Consider the following 22,990-nt stretch of genomic DNA (forward strand, 5'->3'; position numbering starts at 1 on the left):
AAAAAATATATTACACAATGAAATTACCTATAGTTGCTTACGGAGACCCAGTTTTAAAAAAGGTTGGAACCGACATCGATAAAGATTATCCTGAATTACAAAAGCTGATTAGCGACATGTTTGACACCATGTATTATGCGAATGGCGTTGGCTTGGCGGCACCTCAAATTGGCCTTCCAATTCGCTTGTTTATTGTAGATATAGGTGAAGATGAGGATGGAACTCCTGGCTATAAAAAGGTGTTTATCAATGCAAAAATTGTAGAAGAAACGGGAGAGCCCTGGTTTTTTAACGAAGGTTGTTTAAGCATTCCGGATATTCGTGAAAACATTTCCCGCAAACCAAATATCAAGGTTACTTACCTCGATGAAAACTTTGTAGAACATACAGATGATGTTGATGGCATGCCAGCGCGTGTAATTCAACATGAATATGATCACATTGAAGGAAAGTTGTTTACAGATAAGGTTAGTGTTTTGCGTAAAACGATGCTTAAAAGCAAATTGGATGCGATTTCAAAAGGAAATATCCAAACGGATTATAAGATGAAATTTCCAAACAAGAGTAAAAAAAGATAGGTTTTATAGAAGATGTAAGAGGGAAAATGGAAACGTTTTCCTTTTTTTGTGCGCTATGCTGAGGGTGAACTTTATGGTTGATGAAGTATTCTGTTTATGGCTGGTGAGCCACCAGCCATGGAATTGGCCATGGGATCGGAAGATGTAAAAGGGAAATGTTTTTCCTTTATTTCTGCGCTATGGTTAAATTGAATTTGTTATGGCTGGTGCCACCAGCAATGGAATCTGCATTTTTGAACGTCCAAGACTCCAGACTCCGAACTAAAGACTCACGACTTAATTCTCGTTTCTCTTCTTATCTCCGTCGAAAATCTGCTGCATCAATTTACCCCACGCAAAAGGATTTAATAAAGGATTGGTTTGTACCATATTTTTATTAATCATTCTGTCGAAGTTATAACGGTAATTCTGACTGCCAATTTCCTGTCCGTCACGAGGTAGCGTTTGAATCAATCCATCAATTGATGAACGGGAAAGATTCTTTTTAGCGATTGCCATATCATCATCCGCCAGCTTCATAGAAAGAAACTCGCGGGTAAATTCTTCTGTTGTTGCCCAAGGGAAAACACGAACAGAAGGTAAGTCGATTACATTTGATTTCAATTTAACCATAATCGTATACTTGCTATCTGGCGTGCCTTCCGGAATAACCGTAGAAAACTTCTTGTAACCAATTGCAGTAAATAAAATGGTATCACCAGGGTTTACGATGAAAGTAAAATAACCCCTGTAATCTGCAGCAACACGTTTACTGTTTGCTGAAAGATTAGTAATGGTAACGTATGGAATTACATTTGAACTGTCCATATCTGTGATGATACCCGAAAACTGGATAAGCTTTTCCCGGGCCGGCTTTTGTTGTGCAAAGCTGGTAACGGAAAAAAATAAGCAAATTAGGGCTACACAATATCTCATTGTGACAAAAGTAATTTTAAAAATAAAACTTCCTTGTTAAATAGTGTTAAAGCTAATCTTGCTCTGCCATGTTTACGGCAACTACTGAAGTAATTTGAGGTACAGCTTTCATAATTGCCTGCTCAATACCCGATTTCATGGTCATGAAACTCATTGGGCAGGAGCCACAGTTACCCAATAGCTTAAGCTTTACGGTACCTTCGGCTGTAATTTCTTCAACAGAAACATCACCTCCATCCGCCTTTAAATATGGCCTTATAGTTTCCAATGCCTGTTCTACTTGCTCTGTTAAATTCATTATAAGTTTTTTAAAATATAAAAATAGTAATTTTTTAGCAATTCACCATTTGTGCATTGTTGATAGATATTTGTTGCGCAATCTTACTCGCGATATCTCCAAATATAACATCCAACAAAGGATTTTGGTTTAGTGCCACAGGTTTGCCATTATCTCCAGCTTCAGAAATGCTCTGGATAATTGGAATTTCGCCCAAAAAGGGTACATCAAATCGTTCCGCAAGTTTAGTTCCACCGCCTTTACCAAAGATGTAGTACTTATTATCTGGCAATTCTTCCGGTGTAAAATAAGACATGTTTTCCACTACGCCCAATATTGGAATATTAATTCCTGGCATTTTAAACATTGCAAGGCCCTTATGTGTATCAGCAAGCGCAACTTGTTGAGGAGTTGTCACCACAACGGCACCTGAAATAGGGAAGCTTTGTGTAATGGTAATGTGAATATCTCCGGTTCCCGGTGGAAGATCTACGATTAAATAATCTAGTTCGCCCCAGTTGGTATCGTTAAATAATTGCTTTACTGCATTTGAAGCCATTGGACCTCGCCATGGCACCGGCTGACCAGGATCTGCAAAGAAACCTAACGATAAAATTTTTATTCCATATTTCTCAATCGGGATGATTTTGGTTTTTCCGTCTGCCGTTTCTTCTGCTCCAGGTTTTGCATCAACCAGATCAAACATGGTTGGTACCGATGGACCATAAATATCAGCATCTATTAAACCTACCTTCGCACCATCTTTGGCCAGCACTACGGCAAGGTTACTGGATACGGTAGATTTGCCAACACCACCTTTCCCTGAAGAAACTAAAATGATGTTTTTGATGTTATCCAAGGATGATGAATTTGTTGGCTGAGTAACTCTTGAGGTAACATTAATGGCCACTTCAGCCTCTGCAGATACAAAATGCTTAATGGCATTTGTACAGGCATTTTTTAGCATCTCCTTCATCGGGCATGCAGGCGTAGTAAGCTCAAGGGTAAAACTTATATAAAGATCAGTAATTTTTAAATCCTTAATCATGTTTAAGGTCACCAAATCTTTTTTAAGATCCGGATCTTCTACATTTTTAAGTGCATCTAAAACTTGTTGCGGGCTAATTTGCATTGTATTAGTTTAAATTCAAAATTAACAAAACATAGCCACAAATACTTTTATTTAGGCTTTTAAACTGTAATTTTAACACGAAATAAACATTTAATTGTTACGTTTAAGCAATTAACCATTTTAACGACCATATGCGAATACCAAAAATCAAGATCCCTAAAAAATATTTAAAAATCGGAGCCTGGGTTTTGGGTGTTTTTTTAATTGTTTGTATCTCTTTAGGTGCTGTTGCCTATTCTAAAAGAGAAGCTCTCCTGAAGAAAATGGTGGCCAAAGCGATAGCTAAAGCTGATAAAGATTATGGACTGGAGGTAAAGATCGGCTCCGCCGGATTTACAGGTTTGAGTACCGTAAAAATGACCGCTATTTCTGTAGTTCCCAAAGAGCGGGATACGCTTTCCAATATAGGGGAACTCAGTATCGGAGTGAAATTATTTCCACTAATCTTTGGAAATGTTAAACTATCTGAGGTGGAAATGAGCAATGGCTTTGTGAGTGTCGTTTTAAAAGATTCTACTACAAACATCGATTTTATCTTAAAAAGGAAGAAAAAAGACAGTACCGAGAATAAAGGAAAATCAAATCTGGCAGAGATTGCCAATAACATCTTGAATCAGGTTTTATACAAAATCCCTGATGATATGGATGTTAAAAACATGGTTTTTAAATTCAATGATCACGATACTGCTCAACTCAGTTTTGCAACCGCTGCGGTGATTGATGGTGGTGATTTGAAATCAACCATTAATGTTAATAACGGAGAATCTACCTGGCATGTGGATGGTTATGTGAATCCTGGCAGCAAAGAATTAAGCTTTACCGCTTATGCTGACGGGAAAAAACTAGAATTGCCTTATCTAAATAATAAACTGCATGCCAAACTAAGCTTTGACACCCTGCAAACGGAGTTGAAAAACGCAAAGTACAGTGGTAATGATTACAAAATCTCTGGTTCCTGGTCGGTTAAAAATATGTTGATTAATCAGCCGCGTATCGCTTCGAACGACATTATAGTGCAAAGTGCAAAACTGGATGCAGATATTCTGGTTGGTCCAAATTACATCGCTCTGGATAGCAGCTCAACTGCTTATTTAAAAACAGCTCAAATCCATCCCTACGTGAAATATACGTTAGGAAAAAACAAGATTTATGAGTTGAAACTAACGGCAGAAGAACAAGATGCACAAGGTGTTCTGGATGCATTTCCACAAGGGCTATTCGAGTCTTTGGAAGGTTTAAAAGTACAGGGAAAAGTGAAGTATAATTTGAACTTTTATCTCGACACCAAAATTCCAGATAGCGTTCGTTTCAGTTCTACTTTAACACCTGTTGATTTTAAAATCACAAAATGGGGGAAAACCGATCTTCAAAAAATTAACAGCCCATTTGTGTATACTCCTTATGAGTATGGCAAACCCATGCGAGACATTACCATCGGTCCATCTAATCCAAATTTTACGCCATTAAATCAGATCTCTAAAAATTTCATTAATGCGGTGCTAACGGCAGAAGATCCTTCTTTTTTTACCCACAATGGTTTCGTAGAGGAGTCTATCCGAAAATCAATCGCTGTAAATTATAAAGAAAAGAAATTTAAGCGTGGTGGAAGTACCATCAGTATGCAGTTGGTTAAAAATGTTTATTTAAGCCGTCAGAAAACTTTAGCCCGGAAAGCCGAAGAAATCCTGATTGTTTGGTTAATTGAACACAATCACCTGGTCAGCAAAAACAGGATGCTGGAAGTGTATTTCAACATTATGGAATTGGGCAAAAACATTTACGGAATTGGGGAGGCATCAAGATATTATTTTGGAAAGCAACCTGCCGATTTAACCATTGGTGATGGATTATTTCTAGCCAGTATTGTACCGAAGCCAAAAGCATCTATGTATAAATTTATGGCTGGTGGTGGCCTGAAGCCTTACATGTTTAATTACTTCCGGTTTATGGGGAATATTATGGCCAGAAGAGGTTTAACCCCTGCTGATACTTCTGGTTATGGTTTTTATAATGTTCGGTTGAGAGAAGGTTTACGCCAGTATTTAGCACCAGACACGGCAGCAGTTGATACGACCGCATTTGATGGTGATGATGATGAAGGAATGCCTCCTGTAATTATGCAGGATAATAATAAAAATCTTTTCGATCGTATTTTTGGCGGTGGCCGAAAGGATACTTCAAGCGTTAAACAAGCCGATACTACAAAATCTAAGAAACAGTTAAGGCAGGAGCGGAGAGAGCAGCGAAGACGAGAAAAAGAGCTCGAAAATGGAGGTTAAGCCAATTTTTAACCAGGCGATTTTAAGTTAATAGGCTTGTTTGCTAACCATTCAACTTTACAACATTAAACATTACAACAACAGAATGCACAAAATAAAAGTAGAAGATAAGGAATTCGAAATCTTTTTAGAAAATGATATCATCAATAAACGGATTCGCTTAATGGGCATTCAGCTCAATCTGGATTATGAAGATAAATGTCCATTGTTCATTGGGGTATTAAACGGGAGTTTTCTATTTATGGCAGATTTAGTTAAAGAAGTTAACATTCCTTGCGAAATCGCTTTTATGCGTGTAGCATCATATGAAGGCACATCTAGTTCTGGTCAGGTTAAAGAATTAATAGGTCTGCCTACAAATATTGAGGGCCGGGATATTATTATTGTCGAAGATATTGTAGATACTGGCTTAACTTTAACACACATCCTTAAAATGATCAAAGAAAAAAATCCCGCTTCCGTTAAAGTGGCTTCACTGTTATTAAAACCGGCAGCATTGAAACACGACATAGATGATTTAGCCTATATTGGCTTTGAGATTCCCAACGAATTTGTGGTGGGTTATGGGTTAGATTATAATGGACTGGGAAGAAACCTGATAGATATTTACAGGGCTACCGAGGCATAATTTTTAAATTGGATTAATTTATTTTTTGCACCTTTGCCCAATAATTCTACACAATGACCATACACAAAGAAGGCTATACTACCATAGCCATAACCATTTTACTCATTTTTGTTATCAATGCAGTTGTTGATTACAAATACTACGACATTACCTGGTTACGTTGGTTTATCTATATTTTTTCTGCTGCCTTATTTATTATCGTATTGCAGTTTTTTAGAAATCCAAGCCGCAGCTTTTCTGCCGGCGAACACCTGGTGATTTGTCCTGCAGATGGCAAAGTAGTGGTAATCGAAGAAACCGAAGAAGGTGAGTACTTTAAAGATAAACGCTTACAGGTCTCTATTTTTATGTCTCCTGTTAACGTACACATCAACAGAAACCCCATTTCTGGAGTAGTAAAATTCTTCAAATACCACCCTGGAAAATATCTTGCAGCCTGGAATCCAAAATCATCTACAGAAAACGAACGTACCACAACTGTGGTGGAGCATAAAAGTGGCGTACCTGTTTTATTTCGTCAGATTGCTGGCGCTTTAGCCCGCAGAATTGTCTGGTACGTAAAAGAAGGAGATCAGGTGGTACAAACCGAGCAATTTGGTTTTATTAAATTTGGATCCAGGGTTGATGTTTTCTTACCTGTTGGCACTAAGGTTAATGTAGAACTAAATCAGGTAGTAAAAGGAGGGATCACCACACTTGCTACCTTAAGTTAATTGTCTTACACTATATTAAAAACCCCGGTTTGGAAATGATTCCGAATCGGGGTTTTCTTATTTTAGAGGGTAAAGAAATATAGCAAAATGAACTTAATCTGTCGCATCATTTCCAACTTCTTTTTCAGCATCCGAGGTCAATGGCCGATCGCTGATCAAACGTTGCGTAGGGTAAGCAAAATCAGATTGATTACGCATCACAATATCCATAATCTCCAGGTTAATTTCTTGCCTTATTTTAAGGAAATCATTATAGTTTAATACCGTTACAAAGTAATTCACTTCAATATTTAAACCAGAATCTCCAAAACTTTTGAATGAGGCATTACCATCATCACTTGTACCAATGTGATTGTTAATATGACTTTCAATTTCTGTTATAATTTTTCTTAATGATGCTGAAGAAGTTTCATAGGTAAGGCCGATAATAAAAGAAACCTTACGGGAATTTCGAAGGGAAAGGTTTTCTAAAACGCCATCAATCATCCCACGGTTAGGGATAGTCGCCATTGTACGTTCTGACGTACGGATTCTCGTGCTTCTAAAACCAACTTTCTCTACCGTGCCTTCTACACCATCTACTTTAACCAGATCGCCTACTACAAATGGCTTATCCAAGAAAATAGTGAATGATCCAATCAGATTCTCGAGACTTTCTTTTGCCGCCAGTGCTATTGCGATACCACCAATCCCTAAACCGGTAATCAGGGTTAATACATTCACTTCAAAAACAAACCCTAGAAGCGTAAAGAAACCGATGAAGATGATCAATGTTTTAAAAAGCTCTTTCAGAAAAGGCACCAGTTGATCATCGGATTTATTGCTCGTTAATGATGCTTTGAACAATAATACATGACTGATAAAATCAATAATCCTTAAAATAATCCAGAAGATGGAAAGAATAATCATGAACAGAAAAATCCTGTCTATACAATCGCCTAAGCTTACCGGAACGGATATTTTTACTTTCCCAACTAACTTTCTGTAATGAAATATAGCCACCTCGAGTGGATGTTTTAACTGATTAATGGCCAAGTAAAGCGTAGTCAATTGAATAAACACCTCAATCGGTTTTACGAGCAAGGCCACGAAGGCATCATCATGCGATTGCTGAGAGAAATTTTTGAAAAGTTTAAACAGCAATTTACTCAGCAGCTTAGAAAAAACTCTTTTTAGAATTATCCCTAAGAAAAGAATCGCACCAAACAGGCAATAGGCTTTAACCGTATTGCCCCAGAATACCTGTTCGAAAAAAGCAGCGTCTAACATATATAAATATCTAAAATTTTAGGTAATGATGGCATCTCTTTTAGAAACATCTTCTAATAAGCAGTGTAAACGAAAAAACCTCCACGAAACTAATCGTGAAGGCTATATCTTATAATAAAGAGTATTATTTTCTCAAAGATTTGATACGAGCAGCTTTACCAGTTAAAGCGCGTAAATAGAACAATTTCGCTCTACGAACTTTACCATAGCTATTCACTTCTACCTTCTCGATATTTGGAGAATTGATAGGGAAAATACGCTCTACCCCAATACTGTTGCTCATTTTACGAACTGTGAAAGTTTCGTTAGCACCAGCACTGTTACGTTGAATTACAACACCTTGGTAAATTTGAATACGTTCTTTATTACCTTCGCGAATTTTATAGTGTACGCTCACTGTATCGCCAGACTTGAACGCAGGAAAATCTTTTTTCGCGATGGCCTGCTCTTCAACAAATTTTACTAAATCCATGATTTTAAGCTATTAAATCGATATTTCAACCCGTGAAATTCGGATTGCAATATTAGGGATTTTTTTTCAATTAAAAAAACTAATTTTATTTTTTCCACATTCTTTTAGAAATCCACATTAAGCCTGTGTAAACTCTTCTATTCCAAAAGATCAGGACGACGTTGTTTTGTCCGTTCTAAAGCTTGTTCGTGCCGCCATTCGTTCACTTTCGCTTCATGCCCGCTTAATAAAATATCAGGCACTTTATGGCCTTTCCAATCTGCCGGACGGGTATAAACCGGTGCGTCTAATAACTCTCCCTGAAAACTATCGGAAAGGGCAGAGGTTTCGTCATTTAAAACACCCGGAATTAACCGTACCACCGCATCTACCACAATGGCCGCTGGTAATTCTCCACCACTCAACACGTAATCGCCAACAGAGATCTCACGCGTAACGAAAATATCCCGAATGCGTTGATCTATCCCCTTGTAATGGCCACAAAGGATAATGATGTTTTGTTTGCCAGATAATTCATTAGCCGTGCTCTGATTAAGCGTAACACCATCAGGACTCATGAATATGATCTCGTCATATTCCCTTTCAGCCTGAAGCTTTTCTATACATGCAGCAAAAGGTTCAATACTCATCACCATTCCGCTTCCACCACCATACTGATAATCGTCTACACTTTTTTGCTTATTGGTCGAATAATCCCGCAAGTTATGAACAACAATTTCTGCAATACCCTTTTTTTGAGCGCGCTGCAAAATAGAATGGGCAAATGGACTTTCTAATAGAGCAGGCAGAACAGTTATAATATCGAAACGCATGGCGCAAAGTTAAGTCTTTAGTCTGAAGTCTATAGTCTGAAGTCGAATTTTCTAATCGAAAGCGTATTCGCACGCCCCTATTCATAAAATTGTTCCAATTATCTATTAAGAAATAATAGGCATTTATTATTTATCGCAAATTTTAACCCTTGATAACAATGATATTTTCCTCAAAGTGTAACGTAAGCATAATCTCCAACGTCATATATTAGAAATTAATACCACTGTTAAATGAAATATCTTTTACTATTTGTTTACATTCTGATCATTAACTATAATGTGCATGCTCAATCTAAAAATATTAAAAAATTCATTGCAGACTATGCAAGCCAACATCAATTTAACGGAACTATATTGATAAAAAAAGATGCAAAGATTATTTATCACCAAAGTTTCGGATTAGCAGAACGCTCCTTTAATTCACCAATTAAAAACAATACAAAATATCAGATTTGTTCTATCACAAAAACATTTACCGCGGTTCTGATTCTCCAACTAATGGAACAAGGGAAGATAGATCTGAATAAAAAAATAAACAGCTACTTTCCTTCCTACAAGGGAGAAGGCGGTTCAAAGGTGTCCATCCACCAATTGTTAAACCATACATCCGGAATGAAAAATACCGATACTGCTACAGACGCTCATTTTATGAGGTACGGAATTGGGTTTTATCATAAGCCGTATACTTTAGAAGAAATTGTAGATAATTTCTGTTCAAATCCCCTTATTAACGAACCTGGAAAGACATTTGATTACAACAATGGGGAATACATGATTTTAGGGAGGATTTTAGAAATAATATACAAAAAACCCTATGAAAAAATTTTAGAAGAGCAAATTCTAATTCCATTACACATGAGTAATTCTGGTATCATCAATCATTATAAATTAATACCAAACTTGGCCACAGCATATTATGAGGGTAAAAACATTAAATTAATTCCAAACATACCTTTATATATTGAGGATTTTTCTGCCGCAGGCGCCATGTATTCCTGTACAACAGATCTGATTAAGTTTAATAACGCTCTTTTTAGCCATCAACTGATCAATAAACAAACGCTAAATCAATTATTAACTCCAGGTTTAGATGATTACGGATACAGTGTTTGGATAAGAGATTACAAAGGAGTTATCGATAAGTATAAAAGAATGGAAAGATACGGAAGAATACAAGGTGCTAACTGCGCTTGGTTTCATTACCTAAACCGTAATGTTAGTATTATCATGCTGTCTAACACGAATCTGACTGACTTAGGTGATTTTGCATTTAGAATTGGAAAAGCAGTTTTTTGATTTTACGCTATCTGTAAAGCAATATATGTTGCAATAAAATACCATTAACTAATCATAAGTTTCATCCAAAAATATTTTATACAAAAAAAGAGGCCTAACTACAGATGTGAAGCTTTGAAATTTGAATTATTTTACCTTTTCTAAATAAATATCCAGCAAACCTTCCGGCAAATCGAGTGTCAGAATTTTTTCTTCATCATCAATCTCTACAATAAAATCTTCATTTAAAGGAAAAAGAATTTCTGCTCCTTTATAAGAAACCATAGCGATAAATTGCTGAGGATATTCATTTACCTCCAATATTTCGCCAAGCTCACCAAGCGTTTCATCAATAGCCATGAAACCTTTTAAATCGGTGTAGAAAAACTCACTTTCATCACGCTCTGGCATGAGGGCAATTGGTAAATAAAGCTTCTTTTTTAATAACGGCTGTGCTTTATCGATGTGGTCAACATCATCAAAATTGAAATAACCCGTTTTGTTAACCTGCAGCTTGGAATCAGCCACGAAATAAGGCACAAGTTTTCCGTTCATATCCGCAAAAACCACATCAAATTCGAGTTTTTCATATTCATCAAATTCAAAAAATATTTGAACCTCTCCCTTTAAACCCCTGGTTTTGGTAACGTAGCCTATGTAAAATGCTTCTTCGTGTTTCATATCACCCCAAACCCCTAAAGGGGCATTATTATGGCCGTCATCCTGAATTTATTTCAGGATCTTAATAAACAAATGCTGAAATAAATTCAGCATGACGAACCTGTAAAAAATTGCTTAAATAAAAATAGCGTTCCGAAATTCGGAACGCTATTTTTTGAATCAAAATAATTAAAATTATTCTGCTCCTTCTTCTTTAGTTGCTTCTGCTGCAGGTGCTTCTTCAGTAGCTTCAGCTTCAACAGCCGGAACTTCTTCTTCAACAACTTCTTCTGCAACTGGTGCATTTTTAGCGGCAATTGCTGCTGCTCTGTCTTCTTTTTTCTTAGCTTCTGCGGCTAATGCTGCTTTACGCACATCTGCTTTAGAAGTAGCTAAACCTTCTGTTTTGCCAGAGATTTTACCAGCTTTAGCATCAACCCAAGCAGTGAATTTTTCGTCAGCTTGTTCTTGTGTTAAAGCACCTTTTTTAACACCACCTTCTAAGTGTTTTTTGTATAAAACGCCTTTGTAAGATAGAATAGCACGAGCTGTATCAGTTGGTTGCGCACCACTGTTAACCCAAGCTAATGTTTTTTCGAAGTTAATTTCGATAGTAGCAGGATTGGTGTTTGGGTTATAAGAACCTAAACGCTCAATGAATTTACCATCACGTGGAGAGCGAGAATCTGCTACCACAACATGGAAAAAAGGCTTTCCTTTTTTACCGAATCTTTGCAATCTGATTTTAGTTGCCATTTTTTTAGTATTTATGTATTCAACATAGTTCCCGGAGCTACATACTGCGGGGCTGCAAAGATAACTAAAATACTGTAAATTAAAAACATAGTTTAATATCTTTATTTTCAGGAGATTTGACTCAAAATACTAGCAGATACCATATGGAAAAAATTGCGATAGATATGGATGAGGTAATCGCTGATGCGGTTGGCAAATTCATCAAGCTTTATAACAGAGATTACAACGTTCCATTAGATTTAAAAATTGATGCCGGAAACGAAATTTATCACCATGTTCCTGAAGATGTAAATCAAAAATGGTTCGAATATATTAATGAACCAGGCTTTTTTCGTGATTTAGAAGTGATACCCGATAGCCAACGTGTAATTAAGGCCCTACAAGAAAAATATGATGTTTATATCGTTTCGGCCGCAATGGAATTTCGTAACTCTTTGGTTGATAAATACGACTGGCTGGCCGATCACTTTCCCTTTATCGACTGGCAACACATCATGTTCTGTGGAAATAAAATTGTAAGCGCAGATATTATTATCGACGACCGAACCAAAAACTTCGTGAATTTTGTGGGCAGACCTTTATTATTTACCTCGCCGCACAACTTGCTCATTACGGAATACGAACGCGTAAATACCTGGGAAGAGGTAGCCGGACTATTGCTTTAATATTTGGAAGTGAAAGTGTAGGCTTTCATCGTTTCTGTAGCCGGGCTTTCCGCTAAATCTTTTTGTAATTAAAGTTGACAACTTTCTTTCTCTTGAGATATTAAGGTTGTCAACTTTTTAAAAACAAAAAGGATATCGCTTCAATCCCGCTTAACAAACTACAGTTTGTAGCAATCAATTAAGCCTGCTTTTAAAAACCTAGATTGATTCTTTGACCTTTCAAATCTGTGAAATCCTTTTATCTGTGCAATCACCTTCTAAAAAGAGAACTCACCAACTAAGCTACCCCCGCTACTTCCCGCAGCCATTGGTAATACAATTACTTTTCTTTGTTGCTTACCTGTAGCATAACGTGTATAAATTTCAGCAGTTACAGTTGTGGGTCCGCTGATGTTAATTTGCCTATCGCCATAGTAATTCACTTCAATTTTATATTTTCCTTTCACAGCTTTCTTAAGCATAAACTGCTCCGGCCCATAACCGGAAGTAAAATCATTGCTTATTCTTCCGCCAATTTTCGTTCTGGAGTTTCCGTAGTATCCTTTTTCGCCAATTGGGTCCGTTAGCCATAAATCAATATCGGTATCATTTTTATTCCAGTTCAATACCACACGAATATCAACAGGTAAGGGTTGGATTAATCTCTTATCGATCTCCTTCGTATTTAATTTACCGCCATGCTTGGTTATCAGGTTGTTGATTTCAGAAATCACAATTTCTTCTATTCCCTGATCGCGATTGGCAATCTGACTGTTATAACTTTGTGTTAAAACCCTGTATAAATTATCCAAAGCTTTTTGATACTGACCATTATCAGCTAAAGCCAACGCATAATCCCGGTAACTTTGCGCATCCATTGGCCGCCATTGCAAAACTTTTTCAGTGACAAAAATCTCTTCGCTGTAATTTCCAGTCTGCTTTAATTTATAAGCCAGCGTTTTATATAAATCGGCATTTTCTAAATCTAAATCAGCAATACTACTTAAAATGGTCAAAGCCCTAACGCTATCTTTTTGCTGGTAGAACCAGTTCGCCACATCAAAATAAAACATCGGCGTACTTATATAGGTCGGTCTCATTTTTAGGTAAGCCTGGTAAGCACTATCTGGTTTACCCGTTAAGCTTTTCATGTAATCTTTGTCACTTTTAAATTCAGGGATAATGATAACTGGTTGCGGCGGAGCCACTGTTTTCTGTGCTTTTGTTTGGCCTATACTCACGCCAGCTATTCTTCCCTGCAACGATTCTTCGCTATTGATCGAGTTATTTCCCCTAAGTGTAACTGAACTTCCTGTTACCATTCTTTTCGCTTGAGATCCATACCCAACAACCACTACTTCTGCAAGCGCATGGCGATCATCAAGGTTTGCACCAGTAGCTGAGACAGGAGGTGGGGGAGCTTGAACAGACCGCTCATTCCGGGATGCATTGTTTCTAACCGCATTCGTAACTACATTATCCTGACTTACCGTAATACCCTCCGGAGTTGGATACTGTTCCTTTTTAACTACAGATTCCTTATAATTAAAATCTGTGTTCCACCACGTTTTTAACTCTTTCGTCATGGAAACCGCAGCATTTAATAAATTTGCTTTACGCTCTTGGTTCTCCATTCGTCTTTGCTTTAAAGCAGCTTCGTAAGCCTGGCGTAATTCAACCGGCGGAACGATATCGTACCTTAAATAATCTGCTAAGTTTTCCAGAACAATCAGGCTTGTATTCCGGGTGACGATACCAAACTGCTTACTGAGAACACTAATATCATCTTTGTTTGCCTCATATTGAATATCCATTTCTGCAATTTTCTTTTGTGCCCAAACCCGGCTTACATCAATACTGCTCAAGTTATGCTCAGTTGCATTTAGGCGCACCGTTTGTTCGGTAGTAACGGTTGATCCATATCCAAACTGCAAAATAAATTCAGTATTTAAACCATTTAAGATTCCTGCTACGGCCAAATGTCCGTTCACATTCACATGCATTGATGGATAAGTCTGGCGAACATCGGCCCCATTCTTAATTCCTAAAAATTGCAGGTTTTCCTGGTTTAATTGTTTAAATGCATCATTAGTAGACGATACATTTAAGTTTATAAACTGTCCGCCTGTTTTTAGGGTGATGTGTTTTAAGGTGCTGTAATCAGCTTTGAGCGATGTATTTATGCAATGAATCGGCTTATCAAGTGAAATGGTATTTTTGCCGAAAGTGGAGAGTCCATCGCTGAAAAAAATATACTCATCAGCCTGGAAAGACCTGGAATTAATCGCACTGAAATTCGTACCGCCATCATAAACTATTTTTTCCAGCACATCTTTTAAGGCCCACCAATTTCCACCCTTAATATTAAAAATACCACCCTGCCTAAAACCGTTATTTAACAAACCTAATTGGATGGTGAGGTTTTGTTTTTGTTTAATCATCAAGCCTAAAAGCTCCATTTCTTTTTTTGTATCCCGTTGCAAGCCGCTTAATGAACAATCCCAAATTACACCAACCCGATTTGACCACTGCCTTGCCCTGCTTTTAAATTGAGGAAAAACATTCACCAGAAAGTAATATCCGTTTGATGCTTTTTGCATTTGAACTTCTGGCAAATCGTTTCGTTTAGGCAAATTTATGGTCAGTCCATTTTTAGGTTGATAGTTTGTTTTATGAATTTCGCCGGTATAGGTATTGCCACGGGCTTTTAAATCAAACGATCCATCTGGTTGTTCTGCCAATTCAGGCTTAATTATGCTTTCAAACACTGTCGTTTTTAGTGAAAACTTTTCAATTGGCTGCCCATAATCTAATGGCAAATGGTATTTTAAATTACTTTTATTAAAAGATAATTCTTCTTCATAACCAACCATTATTGTTCTTTCCCCATTTGCTGGTAAGGGATAAATTCTTGTTCTAAAATTATTTCCTTCTATTTTTTCCAGCAAACCCGGATCCACTCTCCGACGTTCAATGCTTTCGAAAACTTCGGTCGCTTTAGCCTTTTCTACCGGAACAGCCGCCCGCATTTTGCCATTAATATCTAAAGCATACTGACTTACACTTACGCCCTCTGGCATTGGAAAAGTTAATTCACCTTCTAAGATTCGGTTGCTACTATTATGAAAGGTCATTTTCATTACTGTGGTCGCAATGTTTCCAGTTATTTGCACATCAATACTTAACGCCTGGAGTTTAACAACGTTTTTTTGTTCATCTGATGCCTGCTGAACTTTCAAAACTGGCATTTGGGCAGATGTAATAAAGGCAATGAATAACAAAGGGAAGGCGAGTAGAAGTTTTATGACGCTCATAGCTTAAGGTTTTAATAGTGATGCAAAAATTTAAAGGATTGCATAAATTATTTTTTAGCCTCAACCTCGTGATGCTTTAATCAGGCACCACATTACCTGTAAAAATGATTTCTGGTTAGAAGATGTAACATTTTACAAGCAAAATATTCTAATACCAAAAATCAAACTATGTTAGTAACCACAACGCCTACAGTTGAGGGCAGAAAAATTATAAAATATATTGGCCTAGTTACGGGCGAAACCATTATCGGAGCAAATATTTTTAAGGATTTATTTGCCGGCATTACCGATATTGTTGGTGGAAGATCAAGCTCTTATGAGCGCGTGCTACGTGAGGGAAAAGACACTGCAGTAAATGAGATGCAACAATATGCCGCCGCTTTAGGTGCGAATGCAATTGTGGGTGTAGATTTAGATTATGAAACGGTGGGGAGTGGCGGAAGCATGTTAATGGTAAGTGCCAATGGAACAGCCGTTATTTTAGCTGATTAAAATATTGCTTATTGCGAAAACTAAGCAAAACAAGAAAGTCTTTCCGGTGCGGGAAAGACTTTTCTTTTTACATAATATTGTGATTAGAAAGATAAGATATCAATCAACTTCAACCACTTTGAACTTACCTTTTCTGCATCAATGTGTTTAATTGCATGATCAAATGGCGTAAACACAATTTCTTTATTCACCTGCCCGGTCATCACACTTCTTTCTCCATTAATTAAACCTTCTACTGCAGCAACCCCTAATTGGCTAGCCAAAACACGATCCATACATGTTGGCTTACCACCGCGTTGAATGTGCCCTAAAACCGAAACCTTTGTATCGTAATGCGGATATTTAGCCTGGAGAATTTCACCTACTTTAAATGCACCACCATTTTCATCACCTTCAGCAACAATAATAATTTTCGAAGCTTTATCTTTCCGGCTATGCTCTAGTTTATGCAAAATATCATCAGCATTCATATTTGCTTCAGGAATCATAATTGCCTCTGCACCCACACCAATACCACTTCTTAAGGCAATTAAACCAGAATCGCGGCCCATCACTTCAACAATAAAAAGCCTGTCGTGAGATTCTGCTGTATCTCTGATCCTATCTACGGCATCAATCACTGTATTAATTGCCGAATCATAACCAATGGTAAAATCCGTTCCGGCTAAGTCATTGTCTATTGTTCCTGGCAGGCCAACAATAGGGAAGTCAAATTCTTTGGCAAATACATTTGCTCCCGTAAATGTTCCATCGCCACCAATCACAACTAATGCGTCAATTCCTTTTTCTTTAAGGTTCTGATAGGCCGTTTTTCTTCCTTCTACAGTCCTGAAAGCTTCACTACGGGCAGTTTTTAAAATGGTTCCACCGCGCTGTATAATGTTCGCAACCGATTTTCTATCCATAGGAATGAAATCATTATTGATCAATCCTTCGTAACCACGGATAAAACCCGTTACTTCTATATCGTAATAAATTGAAGCCCTTATCACAGCTCTTATTGCGGCATTCATGCCTGGCGAATCGCCACCAGAGGTTAAAACACCTATATTCTTTATCTTACTCATTTGTTTTTGTTCTGGAAAGCTGCCTTTCCGCTGTCTAAAAATTTAATGTAGTTTTCAGGATTATAATCTGCTCCCTGAGGAGGTACTAAAACGTTTCCATCCCCATCAACAATTACATATTGAGGCTGAGAATTACTATTAAAGGTTGCCGCCTGAAAATCGCTCCATTTTTTACCAATGGTGTTGATCTTTTTATTACTGAAGGTAGAAACAAAATGTTCCTCAACCGGCAGCTCCGTTTTATCATCAACTACCAGCTCTGCCATTACAAAATCGTTCTTCAATCTTTTTGCAACTTCAGCATCAGACCAGACATTATTTTCCATCTTCCGGCAATTTACACAGTTCCAACCAGTAAAATCAATTAAAACTGGTTTACCCAATTCTTTCGATGCCTGTTTGGCTTGTTCAAAATCATAATAAGGATCAAATCCTTTGGGCGTTAAGCGATGAAAAAGCTCCGCATATTTCTTTTCTTTTATCGATGTTTTCGCACTTGCCGATGGTTGTGCCGCCGTGAGATTATTTAAATCAAAATCTTGCGTTGCCGTTGGAGGGAGAAATGCACTGATTGATTTTAAAGGTGCTCCCCACATTCCCGGCACTAAATAAATCACCCATGCAAATACCAAAATAGCCAGAAATGTTCTGGGTACCGATAAATAGGGTAAATCACTATCGTGAGAGAATTTGATCTTCCCCAATAAATAGATTCCCATTAAAGAGAAGATGGCGATCCAGATGGCGAGAAAAACTTCTCTGTCTAATAAGTTCCAGTGATAAGCCAAATCTACGTTTGATAAAAACTTAAATGCGAAAGCCAGCTCAATAAAGCCTAAAACTACTTTTACGCTATTTAACCAACCACCAGACTTAGGAAGCGATTTTAATAACGAAGGGAATAAGGCAAATAAAGCGAAAGGGATGGCGAGTGCGAATGAAAACCCGAACATTCCAACTGCCGGACCTAAACGATCACCTTTTGATGCTGCATCAACAAGTAAAGTACCAATAAGTGGCCCTGTACATGAAAACGAAACCAAGGCTAAGCTGAAAGCCATAAAGAATATGCCCATCAACCCGCCTTTATCTGATTTAGCATCAATCTTATTAACGAAGGCACTCGGCAAAGTGATCTCGAATGCGCCTAAAAAGGATGCGCCAAAAACCACTAGCATGAGGAAGAAAAATGCATTAAATATGCCATTTGTAGAAAGGGCATTTAAAGCGTCTGACCCAAAGGCAATCGTAACCAGCATCCCTAATGCTACATATATTACGATGATAGAAATACCATAAATTACCGCCTGCCCAACTGCCTTACTTTTGCTTCCGGCCTTTTTAGTAAAGAAACTAACGGTTAGCGGGAGCATCGGGAAAATGCAAGGCATTAAAATGGCTGCGAAACCAAAAAGTAATCCTTTGATAAAAGTTTGCCAAAGCGTTAACTTATCAGTATCACTTGTACTCGTCGTTACAGGGGAAACAGCCGTTTTTACCGTATCCTTTTTTATAGAATCTTTAACAATTCCATTGGCCGCGCTATCTTGCGCAGATCCAACCTCTGTAAAAGCCATATCATCTGGCGGAGCGGTTGCCGTGGTATCTTGTACCACCATGGCATAACTTTTAACGGCCGGCAAGGCTAAAAACATTGCAGCCATTAATAACAATAATAAAACCTTTTTCATTTGTGTGTTTCGTGTGTGTTTGAGGCCGTGAAATTAAGCATAATTTTATAAACGATGAGTTTAATTACCCTTGCACAACGTAGATTTTACTTTAAAAAGAAACAGTCCCGAAAATTCGGGACTGTCATTTAAACATTTTATTATCAACTATTTAACTGGTATACTAAATTCAATCTCTTCTGGTGGAAGACATTGTCGATCATTACAAACCATAAACTCTACCTTACCTTTCACTGCGGCTGTAGCTTTGTTCAATTTTATTTTTTGTTGGAAAATAACCGATTTTTCAAAATAGCTTACATTCATTTTGAAGGTATCTTCATATTTAGTAATGGCTTTGGGTTCTACCGTTTTTCCAACCAATGAAAAATCTTTGGAAGGAGAGAATGTAAACGTAGTTTTTACCGGTCCGCCATCTTTAACGTTTTGAGAGTAAATGTGCCATCTGTCATCAATGGTTGCTTTCAAATAAAGAACGGCTTCTGTTTTGCTCACTTTTTTTGCTGCATAAGACCATGTTACTGGTTTTTCAATTTGAGCGAACGCTCCTGCAATGGTAAATAATACCAAAGATAGCGCAAGGGTGATTTTTTTCATTGTGTGTTTATTTTGTGTGTATAAATTCTATTTCTTTGAAATTAAAAACTTCCTGACCTTTGTTAGACTGTATTACTAACCGGCCTCCATCTTCAACTCCAGTGATTACGCCTTCAAAAATCTCTCCATTATAAAGGTAAGACGCCTTAATGTTGATATGGTATAATTGCTTTAGGTAATTTTTTTGTAAAATGTCATAGTTGCCTGATTTCAATATCAGGTAATATTTCTCCATAAAGATGGAAATTTTCTCCAAAATCTCAATCAAACGAGTTTCCTTTTGTAAAATCTGCACTAAGGAGGTGGCTTTACTCCTAATGCTTTCGGTGAAATTTACCTGGTTAATGTTCAGGCCAATGCCAATAACAGATGATTTGATTGTATTACCTGTCAGTGTGTTTTCAATTAATATTCCGCCAATTTTTTTATTAAGATAATAGATATCGTTGGGCCATTTGATCGTTATTCCTTCCTGAACAAACTGACTTAAGCCTTCACTTACAGCTAAGCTAACCGCCATATTTAAGTAAAACTGCTTGTCTAAGGGTAAAAATACCGGTTTGAGATATAAACTCATACTAATGTTTTTACCAGGCTCTGTTTGCCACACGCTCTGTTGCTGTCCCCTTCCTGAAAATTGATTGTCTGCCATAATTACAGTGCCCTCTGCTAATGGCTCGGATTTTGACAACATATCCTTTAAAAAGTTATTAGTAGAATCAACCTCTTTTAATTTGATTAAATTTTGACCAACAAATAGTGTCGAAAAAGTGTTATTTTGCAAGTGTTGAATTTATAATATTGTAATTCCAAAAATAAAGCATTTTAATGGTAAAAAAGAAAATAGTAGCCCTTTCTACATACCTTTCTGAGTTAGCTGTACAAGGCATACAAGAGAAAAAAGGAGAAGATATCGTGCGGTTAGATCTAAGAAATATTCACACATCTGTAGCAGATTATTTTATTATAGCAAGTGCCAACTCCGGCACTCAGGTAAAAGCAATTGCAGATAGTGTAGAAAAAGAGATATATAAGGCCACCCAGGCCGATCCAAGACATAAAGAAGGGCAGGAATCTGCTGATTGGATTATTCTTGATTATTTTGACGTGGTTGTGCACATTTTTAAAACAGAAAAGCGCCACTTTTATGGCATAGAAGAATTGTGGGGAGATGCCGAAAGTACCAATTACCAAAGCGCTTAACCTCTAGAACCATTTTGAACAAGACAAATGAACGATAATCAAAATACGAACGACAGTAAAAAACTGGGAAAAAGAATCCCAAACATCCCAAAAAAACCACAAAAAGGACCAAAGTTTAATGTTTTCTGGATTTATGCCGCGATCATTATTGCTGTTATTGCAGCTCAACTATTGTTCTCCAGTGATGGTGGCAAAAAAGTAGACTATCCCGAGTTCGAAAGCAAAATGCTTTTAACAGGAGATGTAGAACGCTTAGTTGCTTTCAGATCAGAAGATTTGGTTAAGGTTGAAGTTTATATAAAGCCAGAAGCCTTAAAAAACAAACCAGAATATAAAAAGTATAAAAGTACAGGAACATTTTCTGCTGTTAACACTGGTCCAACCGTATATTTTAATGCGGGAACAATGGATGGGTTAGATAAACAACTTGCAGAATCTCAGAAAAACTTACCTGTTGGTCAAAAACCAATTCTGGCAGAAAAAGATAGCCGTAGTAATCCCTTCCTTGGCTTATTGGTAAACATTGGTCTTCCATTATTACTTTTAATCGGTTTCTGGATTTTCATGATGCGCCGCATGGGCGGTGGTGGAGCTGGCGGAGGTCAGATTTTCAGTATCGGTAAATCAAAAGCAACGCTATTTGATAAAGAAAGCCAGGTTAACATCACATTTAATGATGTAGCCGGACTGGAAGAGGCGAAACAAGAGGTAATGGAGATAGTAGATTTCCTTAAAAACCCTAAAAAATACACCAACCTTGGAGGTAAAATCCCTAAAGGTGCATTATTGGTTGGTTCTCCAGGTACGGGTAAAACCTTATTAGCGAAAGCCGTAGCCGGAGAAGCACAAGTACCATTCTTCTCTTTATCTGGTTCAGATTTCGTAGAAATGTTTGTAGGTGTTGGTGCATCACGTGTAAGAGATTTGTTTAAGCAAGCGAAAGACAAGGCACCATGTATTATCTTCATTGATGAGGTTGATGCCATTGGCCGTGCACGTGGTAAAAACAGTGTAATGGGTGGTAATGATGAGCGTGAAAATACATTAAACCAACTATTAGTGGAGATGGATGGATTCGGAACTGATTCAGGAATTATTATTCTTGCAGCAACGAACCGTCCTGATGTTTTGGATTCAGCATTATTACGTCCGGGTCGTTTTGATAGACAAATCTCTATTGACAAACCAGATTTAGTTGGTCGTGAGCATATTTTTAATGTTCACTTGAAACCAATCAAAACATCTGAAGAAGTTGATGCAAAAAAATTATCAGCACAGACACCGGGTTTTGCTGGTGCTGAGATTGCTAACGTTTGTAATGAAGCGGCACTTATCGCTGCGCGTAAAAACAAAGAGCAGGTTGATATGCAGGATTTCCAGGACGCAATTGACCGTGTAATTGGTGGTTTAGAGAAGAAAAATAAAATTATTTCTCCAGAAGAAAAACGAATCGTTGCTTATCACGAAGCTGGTCATGCTATTGCAGGTTGGTTTCTGGAGCATGCAGATCCATTGGTTAAAGTTTCCATTGTTCCACGTGGTGTGGCAGCATTAGGTTATGCACAATATTTACCTAAAGAACAATTCTTATATACTACCGAGCAATTAACAGACGGTATGTGTATGACAATGGGCGGTCGTGTTGCAGAGGATATTACCTTTGGTAGAATCTCTACTGGTGCACAGAATGATTTAGAGCGGATTACTAAGCTTGCATATGCCATGGTAAGTATCTATGGAATGAATGAAGCTGTTGGAAATGTTTCTTTCCATGATCCTCAGAATGAATATAATTTTAACAAACCATATTCTGAAAAAACTTCAGAATTGATCGACGTTGAAGTTCGTAAATTGATTGGTGATGTTTACATCAAAACCAAGCAGTTACTAATAGACAAACAAGATGGCCTGGAAAAATTAGCACAAAAATTATTGGAAAAAGAGATTTTATTCCAGGCTGATTTAGAAGAAATTTTGGGTAAACGCCCGTTTGATACGCGTACAACTTATGATGAATTTGTAAATGGAACAGGCGATCAAAGCCCTGCTGCAGAAGGATTGATTCATGATGGTGTAAGCGATACAGACATCAATAAAGAAGTAACAGGATTAAATCCATCTTCAGACAAAGCCTAGTATTGCGATGCGTTAAATTGCATATAAACACAATTATACATATGTTTGAACCCTTGAGCCTTGAAAAGTTCAAGGGTTCA

22 protein-coding genes are annotated in these 22,990 nt (G+C 37.4%); 9 read left to right on the plus strand and 13 right to left on the minus strand.

Annotated elements, in window-relative coordinates:
- The first annotated feature begins 17 nt into the window (after window positions 1–17).
- Window positions 18–578, plus strand: coding sequence for a peptide deformylase (gene def / locus ACN1CD_RS01375; RefSeq protein WP_419128463.1), 561 nt, complete (start codon window positions 18–20; stop codon window positions 576–578).
- 276 nt (window positions 579–854) lie between these two features.
- Here the strand turns inward: def and ACN1CD_RS01380 are convergent, their stop codons facing one another.
- Genes ACN1CD_RS01380 through ACN1CD_RS01390 form a run of 3 tightly spaced genes read right to left on the minus strand, consistent with a single transcriptional unit; the run spans window position 855 to window position 2,902 of the window.
- Complete coding sequence (locus ACN1CD_RS01380) at window positions 855–1,493, minus strand: hypothetical protein (protein ID WP_419128464.1); 639 nt, start codon at window positions 1,491–1,493, stop codon at window positions 855–857.
- Window positions 1,494–1,545: 52 nt separating this feature from the next.
- Window positions 1,546–1,791 (minus strand): NifU family protein, encoded by a 246-nt coding sequence (locus ACN1CD_RS01385; protein ID WP_154280643.1) that lies wholly within the window; start codon window positions 1,789–1,791, stop codon window positions 1,546–1,548.
- 34 nt (window positions 1,792–1,825) lie between these two features.
- Window positions 1,826–2,902, minus strand: a complete 1,077-nt coding sequence (locus ACN1CD_RS01390; protein ID WP_419128465.1) for an Mrp/NBP35 family ATP-binding protein — start codon at window positions 2,900–2,902, stop codon at window positions 1,826–1,828.
- A gap of 131 nt (window positions 2,903–3,033) precedes the next feature.
- On the opposite strand from ACN1CD_RS01390, the gene ACN1CD_RS01395 reads away from it, so the two are divergent.
- The 3 genes from ACN1CD_RS01395 (at window position 3,034) to ACN1CD_RS01405 (ending at window position 6,522) form a co-directional block, all read left to right on the plus strand.
- Entirely contained in the window at window positions 3,034–5,181 is a 2,148-nt protein-coding gene (locus ACN1CD_RS01395; RefSeq protein WP_419128466.1) for a transglycosylase domain-containing protein, read from the plus strand.
- Between the two features lie 85 nt (window positions 5,182–5,266).
- Window positions 5,267–5,809, plus strand: a complete 543-nt coding sequence (hpt, locus tag ACN1CD_RS01400; protein ID WP_419128467.1) for a hypoxanthine phosphoribosyltransferase — start codon at window positions 5,267–5,269, stop codon at window positions 5,807–5,809.
- 53 nt (window positions 5,810–5,862) lie between these two features.
- A complete protein-coding gene (locus ACN1CD_RS01405) occupies window positions 5,863–6,522 on the plus strand; it encodes a phosphatidylserine decarboxylase family protein (RefSeq protein ID WP_419128468.1) in 660 nt (219 codons plus the stop codon).
- A gap of 93 nt (window positions 6,523–6,615) precedes the next feature.
- On the opposite strand, the gene ACN1CD_RS01410 is transcribed toward ACN1CD_RS01405, so the two are convergent.
- The 3 genes from ACN1CD_RS01410 to trmD form a co-directional block, all read right to left on the minus strand.
- Entirely contained in the window at window positions 6,616–7,791 is a 1,176-nt protein-coding gene (locus ACN1CD_RS01410) for a mechanosensitive ion channel family protein (protein WP_419128469.1), read from the minus strand.
- Window positions 7,792–7,915: 124 nt separating this feature from the next.
- Complete coding sequence (gene rplS, locus ACN1CD_RS01415; RefSeq protein ID WP_025141628.1) at window positions 7,916–8,263, minus strand: 50S ribosomal protein L19; 348 nt, start codon at window positions 8,261–8,263, stop codon at window positions 7,916–7,918.
- Between the two features lie 137 nt (window positions 8,264–8,400).
- Window positions 8,401–9,075, minus strand: a complete 675-nt coding sequence (gene trmD / locus ACN1CD_RS01420) for a tRNA (guanosine(37)-N1)-methyltransferase TrmD (protein ID WP_320463794.1) — start codon at window positions 9,073–9,075, stop codon at window positions 8,401–8,403.
- 231 nt (window positions 9,076–9,306) lie between these two features.
- Between trmD and ACN1CD_RS01425 the strand changes: the two genes are divergently transcribed.
- Window positions 9,307–10,371, plus strand: coding sequence for a serine hydrolase domain-containing protein (locus tag ACN1CD_RS01425; protein ID WP_419128470.1), 1,065 nt, complete (start codon window positions 9,307–9,309; stop codon window positions 10,369–10,371).
- A gap of 126 nt (window positions 10,372–10,497) precedes the next feature.
- On the opposite strand, the gene rimM is transcribed toward ACN1CD_RS01425, so the two are convergent.
- Both rimM and ACN1CD_RS01435 read right to left on the minus strand, forming a co-directional pair.
- Window positions 10,498–11,031, minus strand: coding sequence for a ribosome maturation factor RimM (rimM, locus tag ACN1CD_RS01430; RefSeq protein ID WP_419128471.1), 534 nt, complete (start codon window positions 11,029–11,031; stop codon window positions 10,498–10,500).
- Window positions 11,032–11,205: 174 nt separating this feature from the next.
- Window positions 11,206–11,766 carry a 30S ribosomal protein S16 gene (locus tag ACN1CD_RS01435; RefSeq protein ID WP_132531325.1) on the minus strand — a complete coding sequence of 187 codons (561 nt, stop codon included), beginning with the start codon at window positions 11,764–11,766 and terminating at the stop codon, window positions 11,206–11,208.
- A 143-nt stretch (window positions 11,767–11,909) separates the two neighbouring features.
- Between ACN1CD_RS01435 and ACN1CD_RS01440 the strand changes: the two genes are divergently transcribed.
- A complete protein-coding gene (locus ACN1CD_RS01440) occupies window positions 11,910–12,431 on the plus strand; it encodes a 5' nucleotidase, NT5C type (protein ID WP_419128472.1) in 522 nt (173 codons plus the stop codon).
- Window positions 12,432–12,688: 257 nt separating this feature from the next.
- Here ACN1CD_RS01440 and ACN1CD_RS01445 read toward each other — a convergent pair whose 3' ends face one another.
- Complete coding sequence (locus ACN1CD_RS01445) at window positions 12,689–15,724, minus strand: VIT domain-containing protein (protein ID WP_419128473.1); 3,036 nt, start codon at window positions 15,722–15,724, stop codon at window positions 12,689–12,691.
- Between the two features lie 168 nt (window positions 15,725–15,892).
- Between ACN1CD_RS01445 and ACN1CD_RS01450 the strand changes: the two genes are divergently transcribed.
- On the plus strand, window positions 15,893–16,216 hold the full coding sequence (locus tag ACN1CD_RS01450; RefSeq protein ID WP_090497467.1) for a heavy metal-binding domain-containing protein: 324 nt from the start codon (window positions 15,893–15,895) through the stop codon (window positions 16,214–16,216).
- 83 nt (window positions 16,217–16,299) lie between these two features.
- On the opposite strand, the gene pfkA is transcribed toward ACN1CD_RS01450, so the two are convergent.
- The 4 genes from pfkA to ACN1CD_RS01470 form a co-directional block, all read right to left on the minus strand.
- Window positions 16,300–17,283 (minus strand): 6-phosphofructokinase, encoded by a 984-nt coding sequence (gene pfkA, locus ACN1CD_RS01455; RefSeq protein WP_419128474.1) that lies wholly within the window; start codon window positions 17,281–17,283, stop codon window positions 16,300–16,302.
- Window positions 17,280–18,974, minus strand: a complete 1,695-nt coding sequence (locus tag ACN1CD_RS01460) for a protein-disulfide reductase DsbD family protein (RefSeq protein ID WP_419128475.1) — start codon at window positions 18,972–18,974, stop codon at window positions 17,280–17,282. The genes pfkA and ACN1CD_RS01460 overlap by 4 nt, the downstream gene beginning before the upstream one ends.
- Before the next feature lie 147 nt (window positions 18,975–19,121).
- Window positions 19,122–19,571, minus strand: a complete 450-nt coding sequence (locus tag ACN1CD_RS01465) for a protein-disulfide reductase DsbD domain-containing protein (protein ID WP_419128476.1) — start codon at window positions 19,569–19,571, stop codon at window positions 19,122–19,124.
- A 7-nt stretch (window positions 19,572–19,578) separates the two neighbouring features.
- Window positions 19,579–20,355: a biotin--[acetyl-CoA-carboxylase] ligase gene (locus tag ACN1CD_RS01470; RefSeq protein ID WP_419128477.1), complete on the minus strand. Its 777-nt coding sequence runs from the start codon at window positions 20,353–20,355 to the stop codon at window positions 19,579–19,581.
- A 44-nt stretch (window positions 20,356–20,399) separates the two neighbouring features.
- Between ACN1CD_RS01470 and rsfS the strand changes: the two genes are divergently transcribed.
- Both rsfS and ftsH read left to right on the plus strand, forming a co-directional pair.
- Window positions 20,400–20,774: a ribosome silencing factor gene (gene rsfS, locus ACN1CD_RS01475; protein WP_419128478.1), complete on the plus strand. Its 375-nt coding sequence runs from the start codon at window positions 20,400–20,402 to the stop codon at window positions 20,772–20,774.
- Window positions 20,775–20,801: 27 nt separating this feature from the next.
- Complete coding sequence (ftsH, locus tag ACN1CD_RS01480; protein WP_419128479.1) at window positions 20,802–22,910, plus strand: ATP-dependent zinc metalloprotease FtsH; 2,109 nt, start codon at window positions 20,802–20,804, stop codon at window positions 22,908–22,910.
- Window positions 22,911–22,990 lie beyond the last annotated feature (80 nt).

This window comes from Pedobacter sp. N23S346 (assembly GCF_048515415.1).
Classification (GTDB): domain Bacteria; phylum Bacteroidota; class Bacteroidia; order Sphingobacteriales; family Sphingobacteriaceae; genus Pedobacter.

Bases quoted from the DNA above. Each gene is read 5' to 3' on its own strand.
- def (WP_419128463.1), top strand. From the start codon at position 18: ATGAAATTACCTATAGTTGCTTACGGAGACCCAGTTTTAAAAAAGGTT.
- ACN1CD_RS01380 (WP_419128464.1), bottom strand. From the start codon at position 1,493: ATGAGATATTGTGTAGCCCTAATTTGCTTATTTTTTTCCGTTACCAGC.
- ACN1CD_RS01385 (WP_154280643.1), bottom strand. From the start codon at position 1,791: ATGAATTTAACAGAGCAAGTAGAACAGGCATTGGAAACTATAAGGCCA.
- ACN1CD_RS01390 (WP_419128465.1), bottom strand. From the start codon at position 2,902: ATGCAAATTAGCCCGCAACAAGTTTTAGATGCACTTAAAAATGTAGAA.
- ACN1CD_RS01395 (WP_419128466.1), top strand. From the start codon at position 3,034: ATGCGAATACCAAAAATCAAGATCCCTAAAAAATATTTAAAAATCGGA.
- hpt (WP_419128467.1), top strand. From the start codon at position 5,267: ATGCACAAAATAAAAGTAGAAGATAAGGAATTCGAAATCTTTTTAGAA.
- ACN1CD_RS01405 (WP_419128468.1), top strand. From the start codon at position 5,863: ATGACCATACACAAAGAAGGCTATACTACCATAGCCATAACCATTTTA.
- ACN1CD_RS01410 (WP_419128469.1), bottom strand. From the start codon at position 7,791: ATGTTAGACGCTGCTTTTTTCGAACAGGTATTCTGGGGCAATACGGTT.
- rplS (WP_025141628.1), bottom strand. From the start codon at position 8,263: ATGGATTTAGTAAAATTTGTTGAAGAGCAGGCCATCGCGAAAAAAGAT.
- trmD (WP_320463794.1), bottom strand. From the start codon at position 9,075: ATGCGTTTCGATATTATAACTGTTCTGCCTGCTCTATTAGAAAGTCCA.
- ACN1CD_RS01425 (WP_419128470.1), top strand. From the start codon at position 9,307: ATGAAATATCTTTTACTATTTGTTTACATTCTGATCATTAACTATAAT.
- rimM (WP_419128471.1), bottom strand. From the start codon at position 11,031: ATGAAACACGAAGAAGCATTTTACATAGGCTACGTTACCAAAACCAGG.
- ACN1CD_RS01435 (WP_132531325.1), bottom strand. From the start codon at position 11,766: ATGGCAACTAAAATCAGATTGCAAAGATTCGGTAAAAAAGGAAAGCCT.
- ACN1CD_RS01440 (WP_419128472.1), top strand. From the start codon at position 11,910: ATGGAAAAAATTGCGATAGATATGGATGAGGTAATCGCTGATGCGGTT.
- ACN1CD_RS01445 (WP_419128473.1), bottom strand. From the start codon at position 15,724: ATGAGCGTCATAAAACTTCTACTCGCCTTCCCTTTGTTATTCATTGCC.
- ACN1CD_RS01450 (WP_090497467.1), top strand. From the start codon at position 15,893: ATGTTAGTAACCACAACGCCTACAGTTGAGGGCAGAAAAATTATAAAA.
- pfkA (WP_419128474.1), bottom strand. From the start codon at position 17,283: ATGAGTAAGATAAAGAATATAGGTGTTTTAACCTCTGGTGGCGATTCG.
- ACN1CD_RS01460 (WP_419128475.1), bottom strand. From the start codon at position 18,974: ATGAAAAAGGTTTTATTATTGTTATTAATGGCTGCAATGTTTTTAGCC.
- ACN1CD_RS01465 (WP_419128476.1), bottom strand. From the start codon at position 19,571: ATGAAAAAAATCACCCTTGCGCTATCTTTGGTATTATTTACCATTGCA.
- rsfS (WP_419128478.1), top strand. From the start codon at position 20,400: ATGGTAAAAAAGAAAATAGTAGCCCTTTCTACATACCTTTCTGAGTTA.
- ftsH (WP_419128479.1), top strand. From the start codon at position 20,802: ATGAACGATAATCAAAATACGAACGACAGTAAAAAACTGGGAAAAAGA.